The following is a 23166-nucleotide window of genomic DNA, read 5'->3' as shown; positions in this document are numbered from 1 at the left end:
AAAAATAGTCGCTGGATACGCCTATCCCTTTCTCAGAGTCAGGATATCTTCTAAATAGATGCTTAATAAGTGGTATGTTTTGATTTTCTCCCATACTGACTTCTTAAGTCGGAAACTGTTTTGATTGAATAGCGATTCCTTTTTATTGTCTGATTTCAATGCAATAAGGAATTCGGGCAATTCATTGATTCTTGATTCAAATGTTTCAAGACCGAAAAAGTCATAATCCTCCTTATCAAGTACCACATTTTCCCAACGATATTCAATATAATGAACATGTGTAATTGATTTTCGGTAATCAAATTTACTTAGTCGAACCGGTTTATCAAAACGTTGACTCTTATCCAACTCTAAAAAGCGTTGTTCCAACTGTTGAAAATCTGCTAGAAATGGGTTAACTGTCGGCCGTTCTCTTGGCACCTTTGGTTTAGTTTCTACTGGTGCGTCCGTTTTAGGAAGCAGTCTTTGTACTTTTGCCTGCTCACGCTTTGTGATAGTCGTTTTTTCCTTTTCTGCAACGTCTTCCTTTGCCCCAATTTTTTTAATTCTTCGTTCTGGCTCTGCTGGTTTTAGCGGCGACAATTTTTCTTTAGGAGTCGGAGCAACAGGATCGATTTTTTTCTCTTCCGTTTTTTCCTCTGTTGCAGCAGGCTCAGGACATTCGACATCCGGCTCTGGGGCAGAAGATACCTGTATTACAGGCTCTATTTTTTCTTTTGCTTCTACTTTCACTTCTTCTTTTACATTTTTTGTTACATCTTCTTTTATTTCCTTTTTCGGTTCTTCTGTTTCTTCGATCGTCGGCTTCTCCACTACTGCGTTATCAGCAATAGTTAGAAAACCATTGACAGTTACTTCCAAGCTATCTATTTTACGGCTAAGCATGATATTTTCTTTTTGCAATGTCGAGAACAATGGCGTGATCTTGTTCAGATTCCCAGTGACCAACTTCTTCATCTCTAGCAATTGCTTTTCAAAGGCTAGCTTTTGTTCATTCTCGCTGCCTTCTTCAGCGGATAGAGACGCTTGCTGGTGAACAGTTTCGTTGATCTTCTTGATCTCTTCTTCCAGTTTGTCATTCAAGCTTTCCTTAAGCTCATTGACCTTATCTATAATCGGCTGATCCTTATTATCTTGCAGTTGTTGAACTTTTTCTGATAATTCAGCTACAGCATTCTCAAAACCATCGATCTTTTTAAAAAGTGTTTCTTCTTTCTTTTCTATCGCTGCAGTCAGTGGTCCATGCTCTTCCTTCAGCTGGCTGATCGTTTCACTCAAATCACTGAATTGCTTGTTAAGCTGTTCTTCTCTTTTTTCTGCTGAAGTATCTGCTTGGGAGAATACTTTTTCCAGATGCTGTATATTAACAGTCATCCCTTGAGCATCTTCATCAATTTTTTTACGTAAAATACCGATTTCTTCTTTTAGCTCAAAATTATTCTCATCTATTTCACTGGACAGCTTTTCTTTTAGAAAATCAATTTTTTCAAAGTTTCCAGCCGAAGTTTCTTTATACACATTTGCCAGTGCTGTTTTCAACTCATCATCGCGCTGAACTAGTGAAGTTTCCAAACCAGCAACACGTTTCTTCAGCTGACTCGATAAGCTTTTTTCCTTTTGAAGAATCTCTTGTAGATGATCCGTCAGCATCTCATGTTCCAAGGCTACAGTTTCCTGAAGCTCTTTTTGACCAAGGGTATGCGCTTCTCCGGTTTCCTGTAGCTGCTGTCTCATTTCTGCTTGAGTTACTGACAGTTGTTTTGTAAATTCCTGCTTCAGCTCCCCAACTTGACTGGATAGACGTCGATTCCACTCTTCCTTCATTTCCCGAAGAGCCGCCAAGACTGTTTTATCTTTACTTTCCACTTGCACCTTGGTCTCTAAGCGCGCCCGTTCTTCACTGGTCATTTTAAAGGCTAGAACCAACTCCTGTTTTAAATCCTCGATTCTTCTTTTTGACAAAGGATACTTACAAGTACATTCGATTCTTAGTTTGATTGAGTTATCTTCAAAAAACTCAATAAATCCATCTTCAACTTGAATATACGGATTTCTTTTTTGAAAAGAATTTAGCCCGCCGGCAATTATTTTCTCTATTTTTTTGTCATCAGAATAGTTGGAAAAGACAACTTCAAATACGCCTCCGTTTTCCTTCCTTTCTTCTACAAACTGGACATCCATATAAAAATTCACATTCATCTTCCCCCAAAAATTATTATTCATGTAGTTCTTAATTATTTTCCCGTTTAAGCTGACACAGAGTAAAGAATACCTTGATCAATAACTCCTTCTTTTTTGACTAGCTGCTGAAAAACAAGAATCAAAGCCCCCGAAGGTCTATTTTTAATGTTTTACAGCAGCGGCTGACTCTTCTTTACTTATCTATGATTTATTCCAAACCTTCTTACGCTGTTTGCTCACTATAAGTATAGCAAAAAACATCAGCCAAAATAACTGATGTTTTACTTTTTTTGCAATATTGATAATTATCTTTTTTATATTCTCTGAAAATCTTGCTTCTTTTAAAAATTCTTATCGTTTAATTGTAAAAAATGAAAATTTTGTTCTTGATACGCACAAATGAGCTACTTATCCACTGCTGAATTCAGCGCATTCTCAATCGATTTCAGAATCACTTTGCTGCTATTTGTTGCGCCGCTGACAACATCGACCTCCAAACTCTGCTGCTTGACTACATCATCAACGATTTTTTCTGCCTTTTCTCCTAATTCTGTCTTGTGCTCAATCAGATCAACTGCTGCAATCTGATTGTCCTTCACAGTGACTTTGGTTTTTGAACCAACAAGAAGCGCATCAAATTCTCCAGAATATACACCATCTGAGATTTGAGCCAAATCAACCGGCTCAATAACAATATCCGCAACTATCTGTTTATATCTATATGTCCTATACAAGTAATTCAAGCCAAAAATCAATCCAATACTACCTAATAAACCAATTGTCCAAATAATCATTTTCTTTTTACGCTTCATGAGTACCTCCCCTTTACATTAGACCTTGAAGTAATAATTTGAATCCATAGTTTCTAAAAGCTGTCATTGACATATCTAATGTCTGTGTGAAATAGTCCTCTTTTTTATTCGCCATAGTGATTATTCCGGCAATAGAGGACCACATGATATAGATGACTTCCGGGAACTTTATATCTGCTGATATTTGACCTTCCTCAATTCCTTTTTCCAGCATTCTTTGGAGAATACCATTTATCTCTTCTCCAATATCATAGATAGCGTTCAAGATAGGTTCATCCGAATTGATATCAATCGTTTCCAATAACGTGTCAAAATACAACGGATAGTTTTTTTGAAAGACGACCATCGATTGACAGATAGAAAAATATTGATCAAAAAAATCTTGTTCTCTTTCAAGCACTTCTTCTAAGATTTTTTTCTCCATAAGAAAACTTTGATAAGTTACTGTATAGTAAATTTCCTGTTTACTACTAAAATAATTATAAATCGTTGTTTTACTGTAATTTGCTTCCCTTGCAATCATGTCCATCGTAGTGGCTTCTATACCGTTAGCTAAGAATAGTCGCTCTGCGGCTTCAATGATTCTTTCTTGATGGAATTGTGCCATCGCTTCTTTTTTATCCATTATTTCTTACCTTTCTGAACTACCAGTTCATTTAATATACCATTAGTTCATTTTTGTTTCAATAGAAAAAAAGGCTAAATACTCAATATATCACTGAGTATCAGCCCTTTTTAATGTAAGATAGATAAGATTTCCGTTTTTACTTATGCACGAATACAATTAGCCGAGCAATCGAAGCATGATATATTCTTCCTCATTCGAATCAATAATCTCAAAGCCCAAATTTTGATACATCTTCAGCGCATAATTATCCTTCTGAACAGCTAAAGATGCACGTGAATATCCCCTTGTCTTCAACTCTTCCAACATGGTACTCATTAGAGCTTTTCCTATGCCCATCCCTCGAAACTCCTTTAATACAGAAATCGCAAATTCCGGTGTTTGATCGTCTAAATTGCCAAATCCGCTTTGATTTCCTGAAAGAATCCTTGTCCATACAGCCCCAACAATTTGGTCCTCCTGTTCAGCAACAAGACAATAGTCATCCTTTTTACCGAAATCCTCAATATAGACGTATAGCTCAGGCTGTTGAATCACACTTCTTGGTAAAGGCTCTACTCCTTCCCGTTGGAAAATTGCCTCATAAAGAAATAGCTCAAGCAGCTCTTCTTCTCCTTGATTGATTGGTCTGATCCTATATCCTGTCATATTCCTATCCATCCTCCTTATCTGATTTACTTGCTATCTATTCTATAGTTTTTCACAGAAGAAGAAAAGATACAGTTAACAGCAGCTTAATAAAAAAACGAACTGGAATCCCTTAACAGATTCAGTTCGTTTTATGCTTAAAATCTTATTCGTGTGATTTATTCAAGCGAGCCCATAGCTTTTGATCCATTTCTGACGCATCAAAAGAAAATTTATACCTATTATCAGATTCTGAAAATGTCAATCGAACAGTTCTACTGCTGCATTTTGCACTGATTTTATTCAATGGAACTATCAAGCTTTCCTGAGCCTCTCGCTGAGCTGGAATCAAGTACAGGTTGCGTTGTGAAAAAGTAAAGTATACATTTACTTTTTTCTGCTCCGTTCCCTTTAGCAACTTTAGCGATCCGGACATGTCTATCTCCCCCTTTAGTTGTATAAAATATATTACAACTAAAAGTATACACCTTTAAGCCCACTTTAAGTCAACTACTATACACCAATTTTTTTTAAATAGCTGCAGGAATGATTGTTCTTAGACTATAAATACACTACGCAATCCCGCTTAGCCAGCTCTTCAAACCATTCAGGCTTCTCAAACCCATGATTCCACCGCAAATCAAGACGTTTCAGCTGCTTCAATTCCAATACCTCTATCGGTAAGGTCAGCAAGTGATTGCTTCTCAAATCCAGTTCAATCAGCTGACTCGCCTGTCCGACTTCCTTTGGCAATGTCTTCAACTGGTTATTTCTTAGATTCAATCGCTGCAGACGCTGAAGGATCGAAAAGTCCAATCCTAAAGAATGGATATGATTGTCTTCGAAATCCAATACTCTTACTTTATGCCACTCGCAGCGGCTTCCATCAAAGTGAATTTCTTTCAATTGATTGTTTTTCAAGTAAAGCTCTCTCAGATTTTTTAGCTGGTTCAGTGAAGCAGGTAATTCTTCCAATTTATTATTCATGACCCTTAGCTCCAACAACTCCTGCAGTTCTCCGATACTCGTCGGAAGCTCAGATAGCTGATTATCACTTAGATTCAAATACATGATTTTTTTCGTTTTTCCGAATAGATCCGGCAGCTCCTTCAGTTGATTATTATGAAGATAGACATAATCAGCAAGATTAGCTAAAGAGAAGAAGGAGGCGGGTATACGTTTGATTTGATTGTGCCCAAAATCCACAGATTCCAATTCTCCTAACTGATCGATTGCATCAGGAATACATGTGATTCGATTGACAGAGATATTCAAATCTTTCAAGTGCCTCATCTCAAAAGCCTCTTCGGGAATTTGCTCAAAAGTATTGTTATAGATATTAAACGCTGTGACCTCTAACGGATCATAACTACATTCAGGCAAGGTATTCAATCCCTTAGACATAAAATCCAATTTCATATATACATTCTCCTCTTTACAATTTTTTTGACAAAATCAATAATCGCCCATACTCTGTCTTTATCACGTCACCTGTTTCTTGGTAACCACAAGCTTGATACAAACAAATTGCCGGCTGATTCGCTGCATTCACAGCTAATACAATTTCATTTATCTCTGGAAAATGATCATGAACATAGCTATCCAAAATTTTCAGCGCTGTCTTAGCATATCCCATTCCCTGATAAATAAAATTTGTCGAAAAGCTTCTAAGGAGCATCGCTTGATCATTTGCAGTGTATGGCTTGACTCCTTCATTTTTATGCAGAATAAAAAATACTGGTAACTGCTGATCATCTACCAAAAAGATAGGATATTTATCTGGATCACCCTCAGCGAGCTTAATGGCTGTAGCCGGCAGCCCTGAAAAAAGTATCTGCTCATCAGGTAGTTGATAGCTTTCTATCTGTCTGGCGTATTCTTTCTGGCCGGTATATGCTGTCAGTTCCACATTATCCTCCTCCTCTAGTTATCAACTATTTCCTCTATCCTGTAGCTCAAATAAATCCCTTTTTCCCCTTGTTCAATCATTTGTGTGATTTGCTCAGCTGCTGATTGCGAAAGCTTAGAAACGCTAATCACATCGCCTTGGTACTCAATCAACGGGTCAACATATCTGACTTTCTTTTGCTGGTGAAGATCATACATCGAATCCTCATCAACAAATGCAAAAGAAATCTTTGCCCGCAGCTGTTTAGCCCATGCATGCAGCTGTCGATCTTTTGAAATAGTCATTTTCTGCCAAAGAAAGGTATCTGTTTCATGTAAGTCAGATTCCGTAACCACCCCTGTTTTTAATGAGTGAGCCAGCATTTTCCCAACTATTTCACAGCTGTAAACATTCAAAGGCGCATAGAAAAAATCAATCACGATTTTCTTATACTGATCAACAAACCATTCTCCCCAAAATAGCTCAGTCAAAACAATTTTTCCGTCAATTATTTCCATAGCTTTGATGAATCCATGAATTTCAGTGAGGGGAACATCAAAATATCGGTGAATTTCCCTTAATGTGTAATCGATGCGATCTGCACAAATATCCGGAGCAGACTGTTCCAAAATCGACCACTGATCATCGTTTAGCAAAAGAGTTGTATAGTCATAACCGTATTCCGCTAAAATCGCTGGAATGGTGCTCTCTTTAAGTTGCTGCTCTTTGATTTCTTCGTGAAAATCTTCTTTGGTATTTTTCATGACGAAGTCAATCAAATGAGAAAAGGCAGTGTGAGACACATCATGAAGTAAGCCGGCTATTTGTTCCTCTAATGAGCCGCCCAAACGGCGAATCAGCAGCATAACTCCCACAGAATGCTCGTATCTCGTTTCATTCCAACAGGAGTCGACGAGATAGGCTGCCCCAGCCATATGAACGTCCTTCAATCTTTGAATTTCCTTACTTTCTATCAATGCTGATAAGACATCCTCTAACATATATTCTCCGTAAAGTGCATCAGAAATTCTCATTAACATTCCTCCATAATAGCTGAACGTATCTTATCCTTCATTCCAATGATATAGGTAATATCATTAAGATATTTTCCAAGATGCCCATCATCAATATTTTTTTGAAAGTCTCTATTCCCGTTTTCAGCCTGTACCTGCATAAAATGAACTAGCTGTTCCAATCGATTGATCATTGCTTCAGGAAGCCTTTCTCTTTCTGCCATAGAAAGATCGTATGTATCCAAAAACAGCCTTAACCGTTCTAATTGCTGCCTTTCCTCTAACGCCCCCTCTTCAGTCGTTGAGTAGAATGGAACCCATCGGTACACCGCATAGGAAATGTCCTCTAAACGACTACCAGGATGAAGCGTATCAAAATCAAACAAGTTTTTGGCAACCCCGTCCATGATCGTCACATTATACGGTGCAAAATCCCCGTGGCACATCACTTCCGGCTGAGCTGCGGAATCAAGCATCCATACCTCCCGCCCTGTCAGACTGCTCAAATAACTGCTGCCTGCCTCATGGAATTGTCGGAGCAGTCGCGCTGCTGAAATAATCATCTCATCAGTAAGCATCATTTCAGGTAAAGGCTCATTATAGACTGCGCCATCCATAAATGAAACAATCTCCTCAGAATCAGAGAACGCAATAGGCGTTGGAACAAAATCAATCTGTTTATTTTTTAGATAGGCTAAAAAACCGTGAACATTCTTTGTCCAAGGATTTGCTGGACGTACGACCGTATTTTTTATCTTAAAAATCTTTCCCGAGCGTCCGCCGGATAATGTATTTTTCATTTTCACTAATTCCCTTCGCCCTTTAACTTGTCGTTTTCAGTGATCAAATCAGCTCCTATTGAGGCATTAACTTTTGTACTTTTCCCACGAGTCATCCAACTGCTATAGCTGTTCTTCTTTGACTTTATTTGATTGCCAAATCCTCAAGATGGACATATGATAGAGTCGATCACCACTAAATAACAAATGTTATTTTAACTACTTTTTCAGTTTTCTCTCTCCATTTTACCATACTCTTCACAAGTCGAATTAATTGAATGAAATCCTTTAAAGTCCTAGAATGGAATTAAGTAGTATGAACGGAGGAACAAATAATGAAAAAAATGTATGAAACAGCGATGACAAATCACGGCGGTAGAGATGGTTATGTGGAAGCACCAAATGGAGCAATGCATTTGAAGATTACACCCCCTGGACTACATGCTGAAGGAACCAATCCTGAACAGCTATTTGCTGCGGGCTATGCTTCCTGCTTTAACGGAGCATTGCAGCACGTACTGAAAGCAGATAACCTTGAAGCTGAAACAACAGTCAAAGCACGTGTGTCTTTATATACAACTGATGACGGCGGTTATCAAATCGGAGTCGTATTGGATGTTCATGTGGATGGATTAGACGAAACGACAGCAAAAGAATATTTGGAAAAGGCTCATGATTTTTGCCCATATTCTAAAGCAACACGCGGCAATATTGAAGTAGAACTAGCGCTTGTTTAGCTAAATGCTGAATAAAGCCTTTCAACTAGGAACAATAAAAAACAAGCACTTCAGGCATCTAAGATGCCCAGTGCTTGTTTTTTTGCTTAGCTGCCTGCCCTCATATCTGTTAAGCTGCTGTTGCGTATGGTTATTTCCTTAAATTTCGCAGTTCCACCATTACCTAGAGGCGATTGAGCAGAGAAGCCAACCTTCAGCTTTTCACTGCACGGAAGGGAAAAGTAACGAACCATCCGATAGTCCCTGCCATTAAGTGAATAGTGCATAGAAAAAAGCTGTCCCTGTCTTGAAATTTGAAGCCAGACATGACTGGTAGTAATCGACTGACCATTCGCATCATCCGAAGTGCCTTGAGTCACCACGCTGACAACAGCATTTGCTCCAATGTCTGTATACTCAAAGCAGAGCTTCCCCCATAGCTGTTCATGGTCCCAAAATAATAGCGTACACGCATCATAAACGTCTTTAAAATCAGTTGAGACCTTTGCATTTACGGTGAAATCTCCAACAATTTCAGTATATAAAAACGGTGCGTTGATTGATTTTTTCCCTGAAGCAGGGTCAATAAAATAATCAGATTTTTCAGTTGCATCTATTTCCAGCTGATTTCCTTTCGCAACACAAGAAGATTTGAACTGCCAATGAAATTCATGTGTATCAACTACTATCATATTTTCTCCTCATCCTTTCCTGTAATTTTTTCTATTCTGATGGTTGAAATCAACAGGATCAAGCTAAATACTACTAAGGCGATTGGAAAAGCAATCATCGAAACAGCTTCTGCGAATAATCCAAGAACAAACGGCAATCCTGCTGTCCCTACATAAGCTAATCCAATCTGTACACCCATGACCGCTCCAGAATTGGATGTACCAAAGCGTTTTGGTGTCTCATGCAGCATGGTTGGAAAAATGGCTGCACTACCCAACCCTGTCAAAGCAAATCCCAGTATCACCACATCACTATCGGCTAAATAAATAGTTAGAATACCAAGAAGCAACAGTATCTCACTTCCATAGAGGATGAATCTATTTGACCACCGAAAGGTCAAAAATCCTGATACCATACGCCCGACGGTTAGGCTGCCATAAAATGTAGAAACAATAAAGCCGGCATGACCAATATCAATTCCTTTCATGGCGATTAGGAAACTGCTTCCCCATAAACCAATAGAGGCCTCGATTCCCACGTAAAATATAAAAGATAGAACAGAGTACAGAACTCCTGGAATCTTCAGTGTATCAAGTATAGTTGGTCCTGACTTTTCTTTTACTATCGTTGCTTCTTCAACTCTCGTTTCTCTTTTCCAGAGGGGAAGGCTGAAAATCAAAACAATAACAACTGCCAGCTGAAGGCCTCCAATAGCGAAATAGCCTGAACGCCAGCTCCATTTGTTCAAAAGAACTGCTCCCATGATCACTGGGCCCAAGGTCGCTCCAATCCCCCAGAAGCCATGAAGCCAGTTCATATGATGTGCTTTAAAATGAAGAGCAACATAGTCGTTCAAAGCTGTATCGATCGCTCCGGCCCCAAGTCCTAACGGGATGGCAAAAACGATAAAAAAACTGTAGGATTGAGTTAATCCAAAGCCAATCAAACCGATCAGCGTCAAGAACACACTGAGAATCACTAAACGAGCTGTTCCAAATCGACGAACAAGAGTCGCTGTTTGTAGGCTGGAAATAACTGTACATATTGAAATCACCATAGCAATCCAGCCGGCTGAGCCGGAGGATACCCTAAACTCCTCATGAATGACTGGCCAAGCTGTTCCCAAAACTGAATCTGGTAAACCCAGACTGATGAATGTCAAATAGATAACTAATAAAAAGAGAAGGACTTTACCTTTTTTCATGCCTCTTCCCATCCTTTCTTAAGAAACAAATCAATTGCCTGATGATGGGCGCCCGATAAGCCATTCTGCTTTTTAGAATCTTTGAAAACAATCTTTGGTTCAGCCCATAATTTATTTTGAAGATTGCTGACTATCTGCAGAATCTTTTCTTGAGGCAGCTTACTTTCCGAAAAAACAAGTACTTCAGGGCTGAGGGTCAATGAAATAAGCTCCAGCACAAACTGGATCACCTTACTTCTTTCTTTTTCATCAGGACTATTTAGCCACTCATCAATCAGCTTACCTTCATAGCTCAGCATGCCCAGCTCCCCAGCAAATGCCTGATGACCTGTATATAATTTTCGATCAATGATGATCCCCGTCCCCGCACAGCCGCTGAAGGAGAGATAGACCAAGTGATTGACCTCAGGATAATTTTTCAACTCACCGATTGCACATAAATTCAAATCATTTAATATTTCAATAAATATATTAGAGGGTAGATCATCAAGGAAACCAAAGGAATACGAATTGCCCTCCTCCAAATTTTCTCCATAAAGGAACCCCTTCTTGATTGGAATTCCCGGCACGGAAATCTCTACTAAGTCAATTTGAGGTTTATTGCTCAACAAAGCTGCTACCTCTTCATCCAATAGCTCTGTAGGAATCGTTTTTTCCAACAGTAACTTTCCTGTCATAGATAGAATAGTTAATTCAGTTTTTTCAAAGCCGAAAGCCACATAAAGTATTGGTGCGAAAGAATCAGTCAGTGTATATTTTTCAGCTGGTCTTCCCCCCAATGACTCAGGATCGCCAAAAGTACAAACAGCTTTTCTTTCAATCAAGGATTTCAGTTGCGTTCGAACTGTCGTAACGCTCATCCCTGTTGCCTCGGCAATTTCTGATTTTGCAGCAACAGACTTTTTCAATAAATACTCAATGATCAACCGTTCATTGTGCCATTTCATATTTTTAGGTTGCACACTTTTCATTTCTCCGCCCCTTTTAAAACACTCTTTCGAAAGTATCTTCTATAAGTTTATCATAGCCTAACTATTAATCAAACAATTTTAAAAAAAAACAAGGATCATGTGTGATAGCATCAAGAATTTCCCAAAATTCCTGTTAGCAAAAAAAGAGGCTGAGACAGAAGTGTTTAGCTACAAGCAATAAGCCGTTTATTCGGATTTAGAGTATGGAAAAGAGTGGCAACAGATTATTGTCCCACTCACTTCACTATGTGCTCTTTCGTATAAGTATTCCCTCTTACCATCGTCTCGTTACCTGTTGAGTAATTCAGCTATTTCTTCCTTTGTATATTCACGTTTATCCAGCTTGATCTTCTCTTGCTGGCTTTTTCCAGTTGGAACAAAGCGGAAAACAATAAACTCAGCAGCAGTGTTACTCTGATTTACCAACCGATGAATGCTCTTCTTTACACGAACAACATCTCCCTGTTCCACCACAATTGAAATAAGACTGCCGTTCTCTATCACTTCTACTGTAAACGTTCCGTCGGTACATGTGAGTACTTCTTCAACGATCTGATGAGCATGCCATCCCTGAATGACACCCGGCGACAGCCTATTTCTATGGACCTCAAATTCGGGATAAAGAAAGTAATTTACCTCCGTTCCTTCAGCTTTTTTCACAAAAATAGCTTCCTCAAGTCTTTGGATATTGATTGATTCTTCTGACATGTGCTTCTCCTTTCAAAGGTACATGGATCAGCAGATAAATAATAGCTGATTCTACTTTCTTTACTATGCAGATTCAGGCGAAACTGCTTAGTTTCACTTCCTCATCGCATCTTGAGAAGATCCTTTTTCTTATTTTACCAAAGCTCAGGCTTAGTTTATAGATAAAAGAGCATGCAAGCCAGTAAATATGCCCACACACTCTTCAGATTTAAAACTACTTATTATTTTATTGAATCAATCTTTGCTGAAGTCAACACGAACAGAACCATTTGTTGTTTTCAGCTTTAATTTTTTAGACCCAGTTCCAGAATTTTCTAAATTGTTATCGCCATTCGTCGTTTTAGATTCAATTTCAAAGTCCTTCTGGCTGCCTTCAATTGTTCCTCTGATTTTACCATTCGTCGTTTCTGCTTTAAAAGAATCTTCAATCACCAGCTGATCGAAATTGATCTTCGCATTTGTTGTTTCAATTTGCCCTTCTTTGACCTGAACATCAGATAGTTCTACCTTACCATTCGTTGTTTCCAGCTTAAGTATGTCTGTTGCCCGAAAATCTTCCACCAATAAGCTGCCATTTGTCGTTTTCAGTCTGCTTTCTTTGACTGTTAAACCTTCTACTACTATCTTGCCGTTTTTTGTTGTAATGTTCAAATTTTTCAGCTGATCCTTCGGAACCTCTACCGTGAGTTCAATATCATCAAAATTCCAGTTAAAAAATGAAAAGATATTCCAGCCTCTGGAACGATTCTGCTTCTTCATTGATACCTTATTTCCTTGTTCACTAATTTTATAGGTTTCATATTCACTCTCGTGATAATTGATTGTTAACGGCTGATCATCATCGACACCAACTACATTTATTTTCATATTATCATCATTGATTTCAAGTGATTGCACATTTCCTGTGTTCTCATACTGCTTCTCCTCGTACGATGAATTCCCCCAAGACTGACAACCAGCCAATACAAAGCAGCCTGTGATCCCTAACATCATTAATCCTATCTTTTTCATTTTATTTTCCCCTCACTAATCTTATTTATACATTTAGTATATATCAGAGATTCCAATTCTCCTATAAGTCCCGCGACGTATTTTGCATGGGACAAATGACTGAGAAAATCAACTAATTCCGAAAAATTACTGCCAGCTGTTGGAAAATTCGCTATAATAAAAGAACATTCAACGATTGAGGAGGAAATGACTATGGTTATTTGCATCAAAAAACTCCATGCAAAGTCTTTGGAACAACTTGCATGGAGAATAAAGTAGTCAACTGTTCCAAACGACTTTGCATTTTTAATAACACAATTATGTTTATTAAGGAGCAAAGTCATGATGAAACAACAAAAAAAAGATTTGAAAAGCTTTATTATTTTATGGACAACACAGACATTCTCTACCTTTGGAAGCTCAATGACCAGTTATGCCTTGATTATCTGGATCTATCAGCAGCAGGGCTCTGCTCTGACCATGGGGTTATTGACCGTTTGTTCATATGCACCTTATGTACTTTTAAGTATGTTTGCCGGTGCCTTCAGTGACAAATGGAATAAGAAACGAACGATGCTGTTTTGTGATAGTATCGCTGCTCTTGGGACTATAGCAGCATTCTTCCTATTGCAGAACGGACAGTTGATGATTTGGCACTTATATGTGATCAATAGTATCAATGGCATTATGGGGGCTTTCCAATCCCCTGCATCGGATGTTGCAATCACATTATTGGTCCCCAAAGAGTATTTTCAGAGAACAAGCGGTATGCGTTCCTTCTCTAATTCTCTTGTGACAATGCTGACGCCAGTCATCGCAACAATGCTGCTGTCGTTTTTCAGCATCAAAGTTGTTCTACTGATCGATATCTTGGCCTTTTGTACAGCGTTCATTGCTCTGCTTTTTTTTATTCCACTGAAAGAGCCTTCTGATTTGACTGGTGAAGACACAGACAATAAGGTTCCCGTGATGGATTTGATAAGAGACGGCATCGGATTTTTAAAGGACAACAGAGGCATCCTCGAATTGATTCTTTTTCTATCAGCAATCAATCTTATTGCTTCTATGTCAGATACTGCTTTGCCGGCACTTGTTTTAGCTAAATATCCTGACAGAGAAACAGTTCTTGGATTAGTCAACGGCTTTACAGGCTTAGCCAGCTTGATTGGGAGTATCATTGTCTCAGTTAGAATGGCACCAAAAAATCGAATCAAGGTCATTTGCACCGCTCTCTTTATCTCAATGGCAACAGAGAATTTCATTTTGGCATTCACTGATTCGATCCCTATCTGGTGTATCGGTGCTGTGTTAGGCTGGTTGCCGATCCCATTCATGAGTGCAAATATGGATGTACTTCTTCGGGAAAATATCCCATTAAACATGCAGGGACGAGTCTATTCCGTAAGAAATGCCCTTCAATTCTTTACGATCCCTCTTGGTCACTTGCTTGCAGGTATCTTGATCGATAAATGGTTTGAACCGCTGATGAAACAGCCAACAGCTATTCTGCTGCTCTTCGGCGAAGGAAAAGGTGCCGGAGCAGCATTCCTCCTATTCATTTTAGGCATAGCAGGTACATTGATTTGCGTGTACTTCAGCTCTTTGAAGAAAATGAGAGCCTTAGGCTGAGGTGTTTGTTTGACAAAAATAGATTCTAATTAGAAACGTTTGAAGTCCGCGGAAAATCCGTGGTATTTCAAACGTTTTATTTTATCCCCATTCTTCTAAAAATTGTTCTAAAAACAGTAAAAGAAAATCATGCTTTTTTTTGCCTAGTTTCCTTGCATGTTCGGTATGAAGACCCTCTTGAAGCTTCAGCAGCTTCTCATAGAAGTGATTGATCACTGTACTGCCTTCACGATAGGCCTCCTTTGTTTCAAACCTTTGAACCGGCTTTTGCGGGTCATGGATTTTATGTCCCTTTTTCCCTCCATAATAGGCGGTGCGAATAATCCCCATTGCCCCTAGTGCATCCAATCGATCGGCATCTTGAACGATTTCAGCTTCAATAGTAAGCAGTCTATTTCTGCCTTGCAATACTTCTTTACTATAAGAAACATTTGTCATTACATGAAGAATTTCTTTTGTTATTCCTGAAGTCACGCCTATATCCCTTAGGAAAATCGCTGCTTTTTGACAAGCCTCTTCTTCATTGACTACTAGCTTATCATCAATTACGTCATGTAGATACGCTCCAGCCTTTACAACAAACAAAGAACAGGTTTCATGCGCAGCAATCTCTTCTGCCAATTGAACAACACGCTTTACATGATCCATGTCATGACCGCTTAAATCATCAGCAAGAACTGCCGCTGCATACGCTTCAATTTTCTTTAATTGATTTTCTTCGATTGATTGTTCCAGTTGAATCCCTCCTTTTTTCTATCTGCTATTGACGACCATACAGAAAGACTGGTAACATATAATTGACAAAGTTTTCTATCAAAATAGGTGTTTTTGTACCTTTCTGTTTTAGTTAAATAACAAACTTTTAGAAAAACACAAGTTATTTTTTTGTAAATATGCTATACTAACATTTGAGAATCAAGCAAAGGGGAGCGTTAACATGGGAGAAAAACAAAATAGTCGGTCTGCAAGAAGAGGTGCTGGTTCTTCAGGAATATCTATACTTCTTCTTATCTTACTGTTCATAAATACAATTGTTCTTGGATACTTAGGTTATCACGCATATCAATCCGAGAAAAATCAAGATAAATTCACTGGTCAGGTCTCAAGACTTGAAAATGAGGTAGATAAACTTAGTAAGAGCAATTCAACAGTCTCTACCGCTCAGAATACAACTACACCATCTAGTACAACACAGCCGTCATCCACTTCTAGTGAAGCTGCGGCTTCTCAAGAAGAGACTACACAAGAATCCTCTGCTGAGAATCAGGACCCTGCTGCTGCACAGAATCCAGAACAGCAGGCAGCGCAAGCTGATTCGCCTGCAGAGAGTCAAGAGCAAGCTGATACTTACGTTGTTCAAGCCGGCGACTCCTTGTCACTTATTGCTGAGCAGCATGGATTATCTCTTGAAGAGCTGATGCTTAAAAACAATCTGACAGATACAACAGTCTTGGTTGGAGCCGTTCTAAGTGTTCGATAACAGCCAATCCCATTGAATCAGTTCAATAATTTAGCCATATAGTATTCGTTCAGATAAGCGCCATTTTGAAAAATGGCGCGTCTTTTTGTTCCTTCAATTTCGAAACCTGCTTTTTCATACAAAGCAACTGCCCCAGTATTTTCTGTGATCACTGTTAGTTCAAGACGAGTAACCTGCTCCTTCTCCGCCCAGCGCACCAGCTCCTCAAAAAAAGCTGTTCCAATCCCTTTTCTCTGCATCTTTTCCAATAAGCCAATCACAATATAAGCAGAATGTTTTATTTTTTTTGGTCTATTTCTTTCTGCCTGTATATAGCCGCTGATTCGTCCATCATCGTCAAGAGCGACAAACAGGAAATCACTTAGAAGCAATGTATCAGCAATATGCCTTTCCATTTCTTCAACAGTCGTTGTTCTTTCCTCCGGCATCAACAGCATGTACTGACTTTCCTTATCCAATTGATACTGCATCGCCAAAAAATCGGCACCATCGCCTCTTGCAATTGATCGAACAATCATCTTTCTCGTCACCCTTTCATTTTAGAACAGACTTCCCTGCTCCATCTGATAGCTTTTTTGATATCCCTCTATAATATCTGTCATTTCATAGGAAATACTCAATTTTGTACACATATTTTTAAAGCTGTCATTGAGATACTCATAATTCTCAGCTGGGAAAAAATAAGTATCCTTGAAATTTTTTCGGTACTTCTCAGCAATTTCCGGTGAAAGCTTTTCTAAAGAATCAAAGTAATGATTTTTTTGTCTGTCTCTTAAGGTCATACCAAATAATGGATAGATGTAATCTGCCCCTGCATTCTTTGCTTTTAAGACTAAATCAGCTAACAGCTTCCAATTATCTGTAATATAAGGCAATACCGGCATCAGCAAAACACCGCTGTACAAGCCGCTCTCTTTGCATTTAGCCAGTGCCTCAAACCGTTCACTAGGTAGAGAAACATTACGTTCAATCTTACTTGCAAGTCGATCATGAGAGGTACAGAAGGAAAAACCGATATTTACAGGAGAATGCTGCTGGATTGATTTAAATTGTTCTATATCTCTTTCCACTAATCTGCTCTTAGTCGCTAAAGAAACACCAAAACCATGTGCATCAATCAAACCAAGTGCTTTTACAGTCAATAATTGCTTTTTTTCCAAATGATTGTATGCATCAGACATCGCTCCGAATCCTATGACGCCTTTGCTTCTTTTTCCCTGCAGCTCCTGATTCAACAGCTCTAAGGCATTTTCCTTATAGCTGACCTGATCAAAATCATCTATCTGATAACACTCGCTTCTTGAATCGCAATAGATACAGCCATGGTGACACCCACGGTAAATATTCATATTGTAATCAGTGCCAAACCAGTTTCTGTTTTTGGTTTTCGTCAGGATTTTTTTTGCCTGGATCGACTTCATACAATTCCCCTCCTTCTACTATGATCATCTCAAGGATACACCCTGACCTAAGGAGAGTGTCAAGAGAACATTAGAGGAATGTCAAAAATCGTTGATCCCATATCGCTTCGTGATGAGCGATGATTTCAGCCGCCGCCAATCGACCATTATCCAACGTCGTCACAGTTCCCTTTTTCATATACAACTGGTAACCCAAGCCATGAGCCATCCGAATCGTTGTATCCACACAATACTCTGTTTGAGCACCACAAATTTCAAGCTCTTCAATTGATAAAAGCTGCAGGTGTTTTAACAGATCTGTCTGATAAAATGAATTTGCATGGGTCTTCCCGATATAAATGTCTTCTTTTTCTGCATGAAGCGCTGGAAAAAGCTGCCAGCCTTCTGAATTTACAATCAGTTCTTCATCCTCATGCTGAACAAAAATGATCGGCAATGATTTTTTTCTATAGTCATCGATTCGTTCGTTGGTTTGCGCAAGCACCTCGTCAAGCTGATAAAGCTTCTCTTCCTCTGACTCCAATCCTTTTTGCAAATCAATGATCAACAATCCTCTATTTCCCATAGCTGTCCTCTTTTCTTTTATCCGTACATTCATCGGTAAAAATTTATTGTTTTATTATACCAATAATTTCTATCAGCAGAGCAGTTTCTATAAGAAATAAGCAAATTTTTATGAAAAAAACAGCCGGATTTTCCGACTGCATCTTGTCTGCTGCATATTTTTTTATTCCATATATTCAAAAATTCGCTGCAAACTGAAGCCTCGTCCAAATACTTCACTGGCCGCCATAGATACAATGAAGGCATGCTCATCGATCTGCAATAAATTCTCTTTTAGACTTGGAAAGTCTTTTTCTTTAATGACTGTCATGATCATCATACTATTTTTCCCATGATAACCGCTTTCTATCGGGATCAAGGTCACACCTTTATCCAGATTCTTCAAGAGCTCCTGCTTCATCTCTGCATATTTTGGAGAGACAATAAATACATTTTTCGAACGAACAACACCTACTTGAATGATGTCGATCACTCTTCCTGTTAAAAAGAGACAAATCATTGAAAATAGAATGCGATCCACATCAAATGCCAATAAACCTGATAAAATAATAAATCCGTCTACAATTGATACAGATAAGCCAAGGGGTACCTTAAAATATTTGTGAATGATTTGAGCCGGAATTGCCGTGCCGCCCGTCGATGCATTTCCTCGAAAGACTAGACCTAGCCCAATTCCTACACCAATACCGCCATAAATAGAAGCCAGGAATAGGTTATCTGTAAGAGCCGGAATATTGGCAGTGATTCCTACAAAAAAAGGAAAAATCAAGCTGCCGTATAATGTTTTAAACCCATTTTCCTTCCCTAAAAAAATAAAGCAAAGAACAAGCAAGGGAATATTGATTGCATACAATGTAAGGGCAGGATTCCACCCGAAAAAGTGATTGAGTACAATACTAAGTCCTGATACCCCACCTGAAACAATCGACATAGGCAGTAAAATACTATTGATTGCTGCAGCCAATAAAAAAGACCCTACGGTCACATAAAGAGCATCACGAACTGAGTTTTTCATAATAATTGTTTTCATCTATGGTCTCCTCTCTCATTTCTATCCTTCGTTATACTATCATGGATTTTCATTTTCTGTAGTAAAAATGAGAAACATTTTAATAAAGATAAGAAAAAAACTTGAGACAACGAAAAAAGGCTGAGATCAACTAATCCCAGCCATATATAACACGTAACATTTCTACTCCTGTAAAGACAGCAATACTACATTTCCATCACAGACAAACTCAATGCATGAACTAAAATATCTCCGCAAGCTCTATAGCTTTCTGATAGGCGGGGTAATCTGCCAATTCATTGAACTCCTCCAACATTTCCTGTAGGTACAATCGTCTAATCTTCTTTTGCTCCTGATCAGCAGCAGAAAGTTTGATGGAAGAAAACAGAAAATGCTGTTCCCAGTTCAGAGGCTTTTTAACCAGCTCTAACACTTGCTGTTCCAGCAATAAAGCAGCTTGTTCAGTGTGATCATCTTTCATCAACTGTTTTATTTTTCTATGAGCAGTCATTGAAGGGGAAATAAGCTGGAAAAGCTGTTCCAACTGCTCCAGCAAGGTAAAGCAAACAGCGGCCTGTTTGTTATCACCGATTTCTTCATATATTCTTCCAACGATTGCTAATAAAGAGCTTACCTCATTCGTTCTACTAAACAACTTATTGATAGAGAGCGTTTGTGCCTGCAAATATTCCTTTTTACTTTCCAGCACATGCAGGTGCATATAAAACGTATCATAATCTGCTGATGGAATTTGCTCAAGCAAGACTTCCAATTCTTCTATGTTATTTTCAGTCATCAAAATCACAGCGCCGCTATACATAGCATGCAGCCTCATAAGCTCATCATCAGAGTTGAACAATCGTCTGTATAGCTCTAAGGCTTTTCTTCGCCTTCCTCTTACCTCTTCTTCATCTTTAAAGGGAGTAAGAAGACTATACTTCCAAACCAAGTGAGCCGCTTGAAAAATCAGCTCCTCCGAGTGGGGAAATTCTTGTGTGTACCTTTCTATTAAGAGCAGTCCTTTTGAAAAATAGTCCTTTTCAAAGCAACCAACAATCTCTTCTCCTATTTCCTTCACTCTCAACTCTGACAGCTTTAATGAAAAATCAAACAGTTCATCCAAACTCACCTGAAGTGCATTTGCCAATGGAACCAATAGCTCTGTATCCGGAAGCGTTGTCCCTGTTTCCCATTTACTGACAGCACCTGCTGAAACATTCAACTGCTTCGCAAGATTTTCCTGTGTCAGCTGTCGCTCCTTCCGATAGGTTCGAATCTTTGTACCTATAGTCATTTTCATTCCCTCCTGTCCTCTCTTAAACCATACCATGTAACCTTAAAGTGAACAATGGAACACTAGGAAAGAAAGCTCTTTAAAACTTAACTCACACGCACAAAAAAGCAGGGATCTGTTTGATCACCTGCCTTTATTCATTGTATTCACTTTCATAACCTGTTCTTCAATCAGCGGTTCGCTGACCTTTTGATTCCAGAACTCGATCAACGGACCTGTGAAAAAAGCATTGATGACCGTTCCGATACCTACGGGCCCGCCGAACAGAAATGCCAACAGTACGAAACCAATATCCTGAGTGACCCGCACACTTCGATAGCTGAAATGCGTTCGATCAACGATGATAGGAGCAATCGCATCATAGGGTGCATTGCCAAGCTTCGCTGACATATAAAAAGATGCACCAAAGGTAAAAATCAGCACCCCGGCAATCAATAAAAGACCTCGAATCACAAGTGTCAGCTTAATCGTAAATATATCAGTGTACATCCATGTGAAAAAATCAATAAAGAAGCCTGTCAAAACCATATTGATGATCGTCCCTATCCCGATATACTTTCTTCCAAAAATGAAGACTAGAATCAGAATAACTATATTGATCCCTAGCTGATAGACACCCAAAGACAGTCCGAGGGTGTTGCCCACACCAATGTTTGCCGCTGTATAAGGGTCAAGACCAACCTGCCCAATCCGCAACGTCGCTGCTCCCAGTGCTAAAATGCCCACACCGATAAATGCAAAAAGCGAACGAATTATCTTTTCTTTTATTTCTTTAGTCATTCCTCCACCCCTTTTTTCTTACAGTATAAGCATCTCAAAAATAATAAAAAAAGGCAAAATATACACCTTAATACAGCTGTAGAAAAAACGACATAGAATAGAGCTGAAGCCATTCGTTATCAAAAAAAAACAAGCACAGGAATACTCTTCCCGCACTTGCATTTACTTCTAAAATAGGTATCCAATACTACTTTGCTGCAAACCTCCAACATCAGGTAAATCAGATTATTTATTATTGATGTCAGCTAATGCTGCTTGAGCCAGCAGGTTCAGATAGTTCCAAGGTCTGTCAAAATGAGGTTGGAAGAAGAAATCTGAAATAGCAAGATCTTCAACAGTCATTTTGTTTTGAACAGCCAATGATAAGGTATTAGCGGATTGAGTAATATCGTATTTAGACATCAGTTGTCCACCAACGATTCTATTCGTTCCTTTTTCATAGACTAATTCCATCATAACATTTTCTGTTGTCGGCATGAATTCAGGACGATAATTATCCTCGAAGTAAGTTGCTTCAACATCTAAACCATTCAATTTACCGCTTTCCATTGTCACACCAGTAGAACCGATTTTCCAGCCAAATAAGTAAAGCCCGGATGTACCTTGTGTACCTCGATACGCCAATTTGTTTTCAGTTAAGTTGTAACCAACGAGCATTCCTTGACGCACTGCATTTGTTGCTAATGGAATATAGTTGTTCGTTCCGCTTGGGTTATAGTGTACGACTGCACTATCTCCAGCAGCTAGGATATCTGGATTGCTTGTATGCATGTAATCATCCACGATCAACGCACCGTTCGGCAGCATATCAACTTTTCCTTCAAGAAGGGTTGTGTTTGGTCTGAAGCCTACACACATGATAACCATATCTGCATCGAACTCCTGACTAGGAGTAATGACTTTCTTCACAACACCAGCTTCATCTGCCTTGAATTCTTTTACATTCTCACCTAAAGCAAGCTGTACACCACGATCAACTAACTCTTTTTCTAAAACATCTGTGAAAGTTTTATCTAGATATTTATTAAGAATACGATCCAGTCCATCAATCAGCGTAACTTCTTTACCGGATTCAACAAAAGCCTCAACCAATTCGATTCCGATATAGCCTCCGCCGACAACCACCACTTTTTTCGCATCTTTTGCTTTTTCAATGATTACATTTGCCTGATTGTAGTTTTTACACAATAGGATATTTTCAGAGTCGATACCTGGAATTGGTGGAATGATTGGCCAAGAACCAGTTGTCATTACCAGTTTATCGTAAGACACTGTTTCAACCTCACCAGTTTTCAGGTCTTTTGCAACAACGTTTTTGTTGTCAACATCAATAGATTGAACTTCATGCTCCATGTTTACTTTAGCACCAAGTGATGCCAGCTCTTCTGGATTAGAATAGAACAAACCTGCAGGATCTTTCACAACGCCTCCAACATATAACGCAATTCCGCATGATAAAAACGACACATTATCGTTTCTTTCATAGACAGTTACTTCTGCCTCCGGATGATTAGCCAAAATGTTCTTTACAGCAGCTGTTCCAGCATGAGTGCAACCTACAACTACAACTTTCATTATGTGTTCCCCTTCTTTCAACGATTTCTTAATATGCAGCTATATAAATCTTATAAAAGATTCTATGCCCAAACAGTGATTTTTACCCTTTGTATAAACAAAGGAATCACTCTCACAAGCTCTTTTCTTTCATAGGATTCATCTCTAACTAGCTTACAATTAGAACTATAGCAAACTAAGAATCATTATTCGATTATCATGCTTGTGAATTCAAAAATATTTTTTCAC

25 protein-coding genes are annotated in these 23166 nt (G+C 38.8%); 3 read left to right on the top strand and 22 right to left on the bottom strand.

Annotated elements, in window-relative coordinates; all coding sequences use genetic code 11:
- Window positions 1-21 precede the first annotated feature (21 nt).
- From I6N96_RS05485 to I6N96_RS05445, 9 genes are all read right to left on the bottom strand, one after another.
- Entirely contained in the window at window positions 22-2193 is a 2172-nt protein-coding gene (locus I6N96_RS05485) for a hypothetical protein (protein WP_209556509.1), read from the bottom strand.
- Window positions 2194-2585: 392 nt separating this feature from the next.
- Window positions 2586-2993: an FMN-binding protein gene (locus I6N96_RS05480; RefSeq protein ID WP_209556508.1), complete on the bottom strand. Its 408-nt coding sequence runs from the start codon at window positions 2991-2993 to the stop codon at window positions 2586-2588.
- Between the two features lie 13 nt (window positions 2994-3006).
- The gene (locus I6N96_RS05475) at window positions 3007-3618 is read right to left on the bottom strand and encodes a TetR/AcrR family transcriptional regulator (RefSeq protein ID WP_209556507.1); all 612 of its coding nucleotides are present in this window, start codon (window positions 3616-3618) and stop codon (window positions 3007-3009) included.
- A 159-nt stretch (window positions 3619-3777) separates the two neighbouring features.
- On the bottom strand, window positions 3778-4266 hold the full coding sequence (locus tag I6N96_RS05470) for a GNAT family N-acetyltransferase (RefSeq protein ID WP_209556506.1): 489 nt from the start codon (window positions 4264-4266) through the stop codon (window positions 3778-3780).
- A 145-nt stretch (window positions 4267-4411) separates the two neighbouring features.
- On the bottom strand, window positions 4412-4681 hold the full coding sequence (locus tag I6N96_RS05465) for a hypothetical protein (protein WP_209556505.1): 270 nt from the start codon (window positions 4679-4681) through the stop codon (window positions 4412-4414).
- 125 nt (window positions 4682-4806) lie between these two features.
- Window positions 4807-5664: a leucine-rich repeat domain-containing protein gene (locus tag I6N96_RS05460; RefSeq protein WP_209556504.1), complete on the bottom strand. Its 858-nt coding sequence runs from the start codon at window positions 5662-5664 to the stop codon at window positions 4807-4809.
- 16 nt (window positions 5665-5680) lie between these two features.
- Entirely contained in the window at window positions 5681-6154 is a 474-nt protein-coding gene (locus I6N96_RS05455) for a GNAT family N-acetyltransferase (protein ID WP_209556503.1), read from the bottom strand.
- Window positions 6155-6168: 14 nt separating this feature from the next.
- Complete coding sequence (locus I6N96_RS05450; protein ID WP_209556502.1) at window positions 6169-7167, bottom strand: HD domain-containing protein; 999 nt, start codon at window positions 7165-7167, stop codon at window positions 6169-6171.
- Window positions 7167-7946: a phosphotransferase enzyme family protein gene (locus I6N96_RS05445; RefSeq protein ID WP_209556501.1), complete on the bottom strand. Its 780-nt coding sequence runs from the start codon at window positions 7944-7946 to the stop codon at window positions 7167-7169. Before I6N96_RS05445 ends, I6N96_RS05450 begins: the two co-directional genes overlap by 1 nt.
- Before the next feature lie 314 nt (window positions 7947-8260).
- On the opposite strand from I6N96_RS05445, the gene I6N96_RS05440 reads away from it, so the two are divergent.
- Complete coding sequence (locus I6N96_RS05440) at window positions 8261-8662, top strand: organic hydroperoxide resistance protein (RefSeq protein ID WP_209556500.1); 402 nt, start codon at window positions 8261-8263, stop codon at window positions 8660-8662.
- 86 nt (window positions 8663-8748) lie between these two features.
- Here I6N96_RS05440 and I6N96_RS05435 read toward each other — a convergent pair whose 3' ends face one another.
- From I6N96_RS05435 to I6N96_RS05415, 5 genes are all read right to left on the bottom strand, one after another.
- Window positions 8749-9333, bottom strand: a complete 585-nt coding sequence (locus I6N96_RS05435) for a DUF1349 domain-containing protein (RefSeq protein ID WP_209556499.1) — start codon at window positions 9331-9333, stop codon at window positions 8749-8751.
- The gene (locus tag I6N96_RS05430; RefSeq protein ID WP_209556498.1) at window positions 9330-10517 is read right to left on the bottom strand and encodes an MFS transporter; all 1188 of its coding nucleotides are present in this window, start codon (window positions 10515-10517) and stop codon (window positions 9330-9332) included. The genes I6N96_RS05435 and I6N96_RS05430 overlap by 4 nt, the downstream gene beginning before the upstream one ends.
- Complete coding sequence (locus tag I6N96_RS05425; RefSeq protein ID WP_209556497.1) at window positions 10514-11488, bottom strand: ROK family protein; 975 nt, start codon at window positions 11486-11488, stop codon at window positions 10514-10516. Before I6N96_RS05425 ends, I6N96_RS05430 begins: the two co-directional genes overlap by 4 nt.
- A 288-nt stretch (window positions 11489-11776) precedes the next feature.
- Entirely contained in the window at window positions 11777-12196 is a 420-nt protein-coding gene (locus I6N96_RS05420; protein WP_209556496.1) for a cupin domain-containing protein, read from the bottom strand.
- A 234-nt stretch (window positions 12197-12430) separates the two neighbouring features.
- Window positions 12431-13207 carry a DUF4097 family beta strand repeat-containing protein gene (locus I6N96_RS05415; RefSeq protein ID WP_209556495.1) on the bottom strand — a complete coding sequence of 259 codons (777 nt, stop codon included), beginning with the start codon at window positions 13205-13207 and terminating at the stop codon, window positions 12431-12433.
- Window positions 13208-13528: 321 nt separating this feature from the next.
- Between I6N96_RS05415 and I6N96_RS05410 the strand changes: the two genes are divergently transcribed.
- On the top strand, window positions 13529-14815 hold the full coding sequence (locus I6N96_RS05410) for an MFS transporter (RefSeq protein WP_209556494.1): 1287 nt from the start codon (window positions 13529-13531) through the stop codon (window positions 14813-14815).
- Window positions 14816-14896: 81 nt separating this feature from the next.
- Here the strand turns inward: I6N96_RS05410 and I6N96_RS05405 are convergent, their stop codons facing one another.
- Window positions 14897-15463, bottom strand: a complete 567-nt coding sequence (locus I6N96_RS05405) for an HD domain-containing protein (RefSeq protein ID WP_209556493.1) — start codon at window positions 15461-15463, stop codon at window positions 14897-14899.
- A 289-nt stretch (window positions 15464-15752) separates the two neighbouring features.
- On the opposite strand from I6N96_RS05405, the gene I6N96_RS05400 reads away from it, so the two are divergent.
- A complete protein-coding gene (locus I6N96_RS05400; RefSeq protein WP_209556492.1) occupies window positions 15753-16295 on the top strand; it encodes a LysM peptidoglycan-binding domain-containing protein in 543 nt (180 codons plus the stop codon).
- 17 nt (window positions 16296-16312) lie between these two features.
- On the opposite strand, the gene I6N96_RS05395 is transcribed toward I6N96_RS05400, so the two are convergent.
- From I6N96_RS05395 to I6N96_RS05365, 7 genes are all read right to left on the bottom strand, one after another.
- Complete coding sequence (locus I6N96_RS05395) at window positions 16313-16813, bottom strand: GNAT family N-acetyltransferase (protein ID WP_209556491.1); 501 nt, start codon at window positions 16811-16813, stop codon at window positions 16313-16315.
- Window positions 16814-16834: 21 nt separating this feature from the next.
- Entirely contained in the window at window positions 16835-17716 is an 882-nt protein-coding gene (locus I6N96_RS05390) for an SPL family radical SAM protein (RefSeq protein ID WP_209556490.1), read from the bottom strand.
- A gap of 70 nt (window positions 17717-17786) precedes the next feature.
- Window positions 17787-18281, bottom strand: coding sequence for a cysteine hydrolase family protein (locus tag I6N96_RS05385; protein ID WP_209556489.1), 495 nt, complete (start codon window positions 18279-18281; stop codon window positions 17787-17789).
- Window positions 18282-18443: 162 nt separating this feature from the next.
- Complete coding sequence (locus I6N96_RS05380) at window positions 18444-19310, bottom strand: YitT family protein (protein ID WP_209556488.1); 867 nt, start codon at window positions 19308-19310, stop codon at window positions 18444-18446.
- 220 nt (window positions 19311-19530) lie between these two features.
- On the bottom strand, window positions 19531-20583 hold the full coding sequence (locus I6N96_RS05375; RefSeq protein WP_209556487.1) for a helix-turn-helix domain-containing protein: 1053 nt from the start codon (window positions 20581-20583) through the stop codon (window positions 19531-19533).
- A 123-nt stretch (window positions 20584-20706) separates the two neighbouring features.
- Entirely contained in the window at window positions 20707-21363 is a 657-nt protein-coding gene (locus I6N96_RS05370) for a YczE/YyaS/YitT family protein (protein ID WP_209556486.1), read from the bottom strand.
- Between the two features lie 225 nt (window positions 21364-21588).
- Window positions 21589-22938 (bottom strand): NADH oxidase, encoded by a 1350-nt coding sequence (locus I6N96_RS05365; RefSeq protein WP_209556485.1) that lies wholly within the window; start codon window positions 22936-22938, stop codon window positions 21589-21591.
- Window positions 22939-23166 lie beyond the last annotated feature (228 nt).

The organism is Enterococcus larvae, from assembly GCF_017830045.1.
In the GTDB taxonomy this organism is placed as follows: domain Bacteria; phylum Bacillota; class Bacilli; order Lactobacillales; family Enterococcaceae; genus Enterococcus_L; species Enterococcus_L larvae.
Note: the sequence above shows the minus strand (reverse complement) of the source record. Positions and strands in the feature narration are given on the sequence as shown.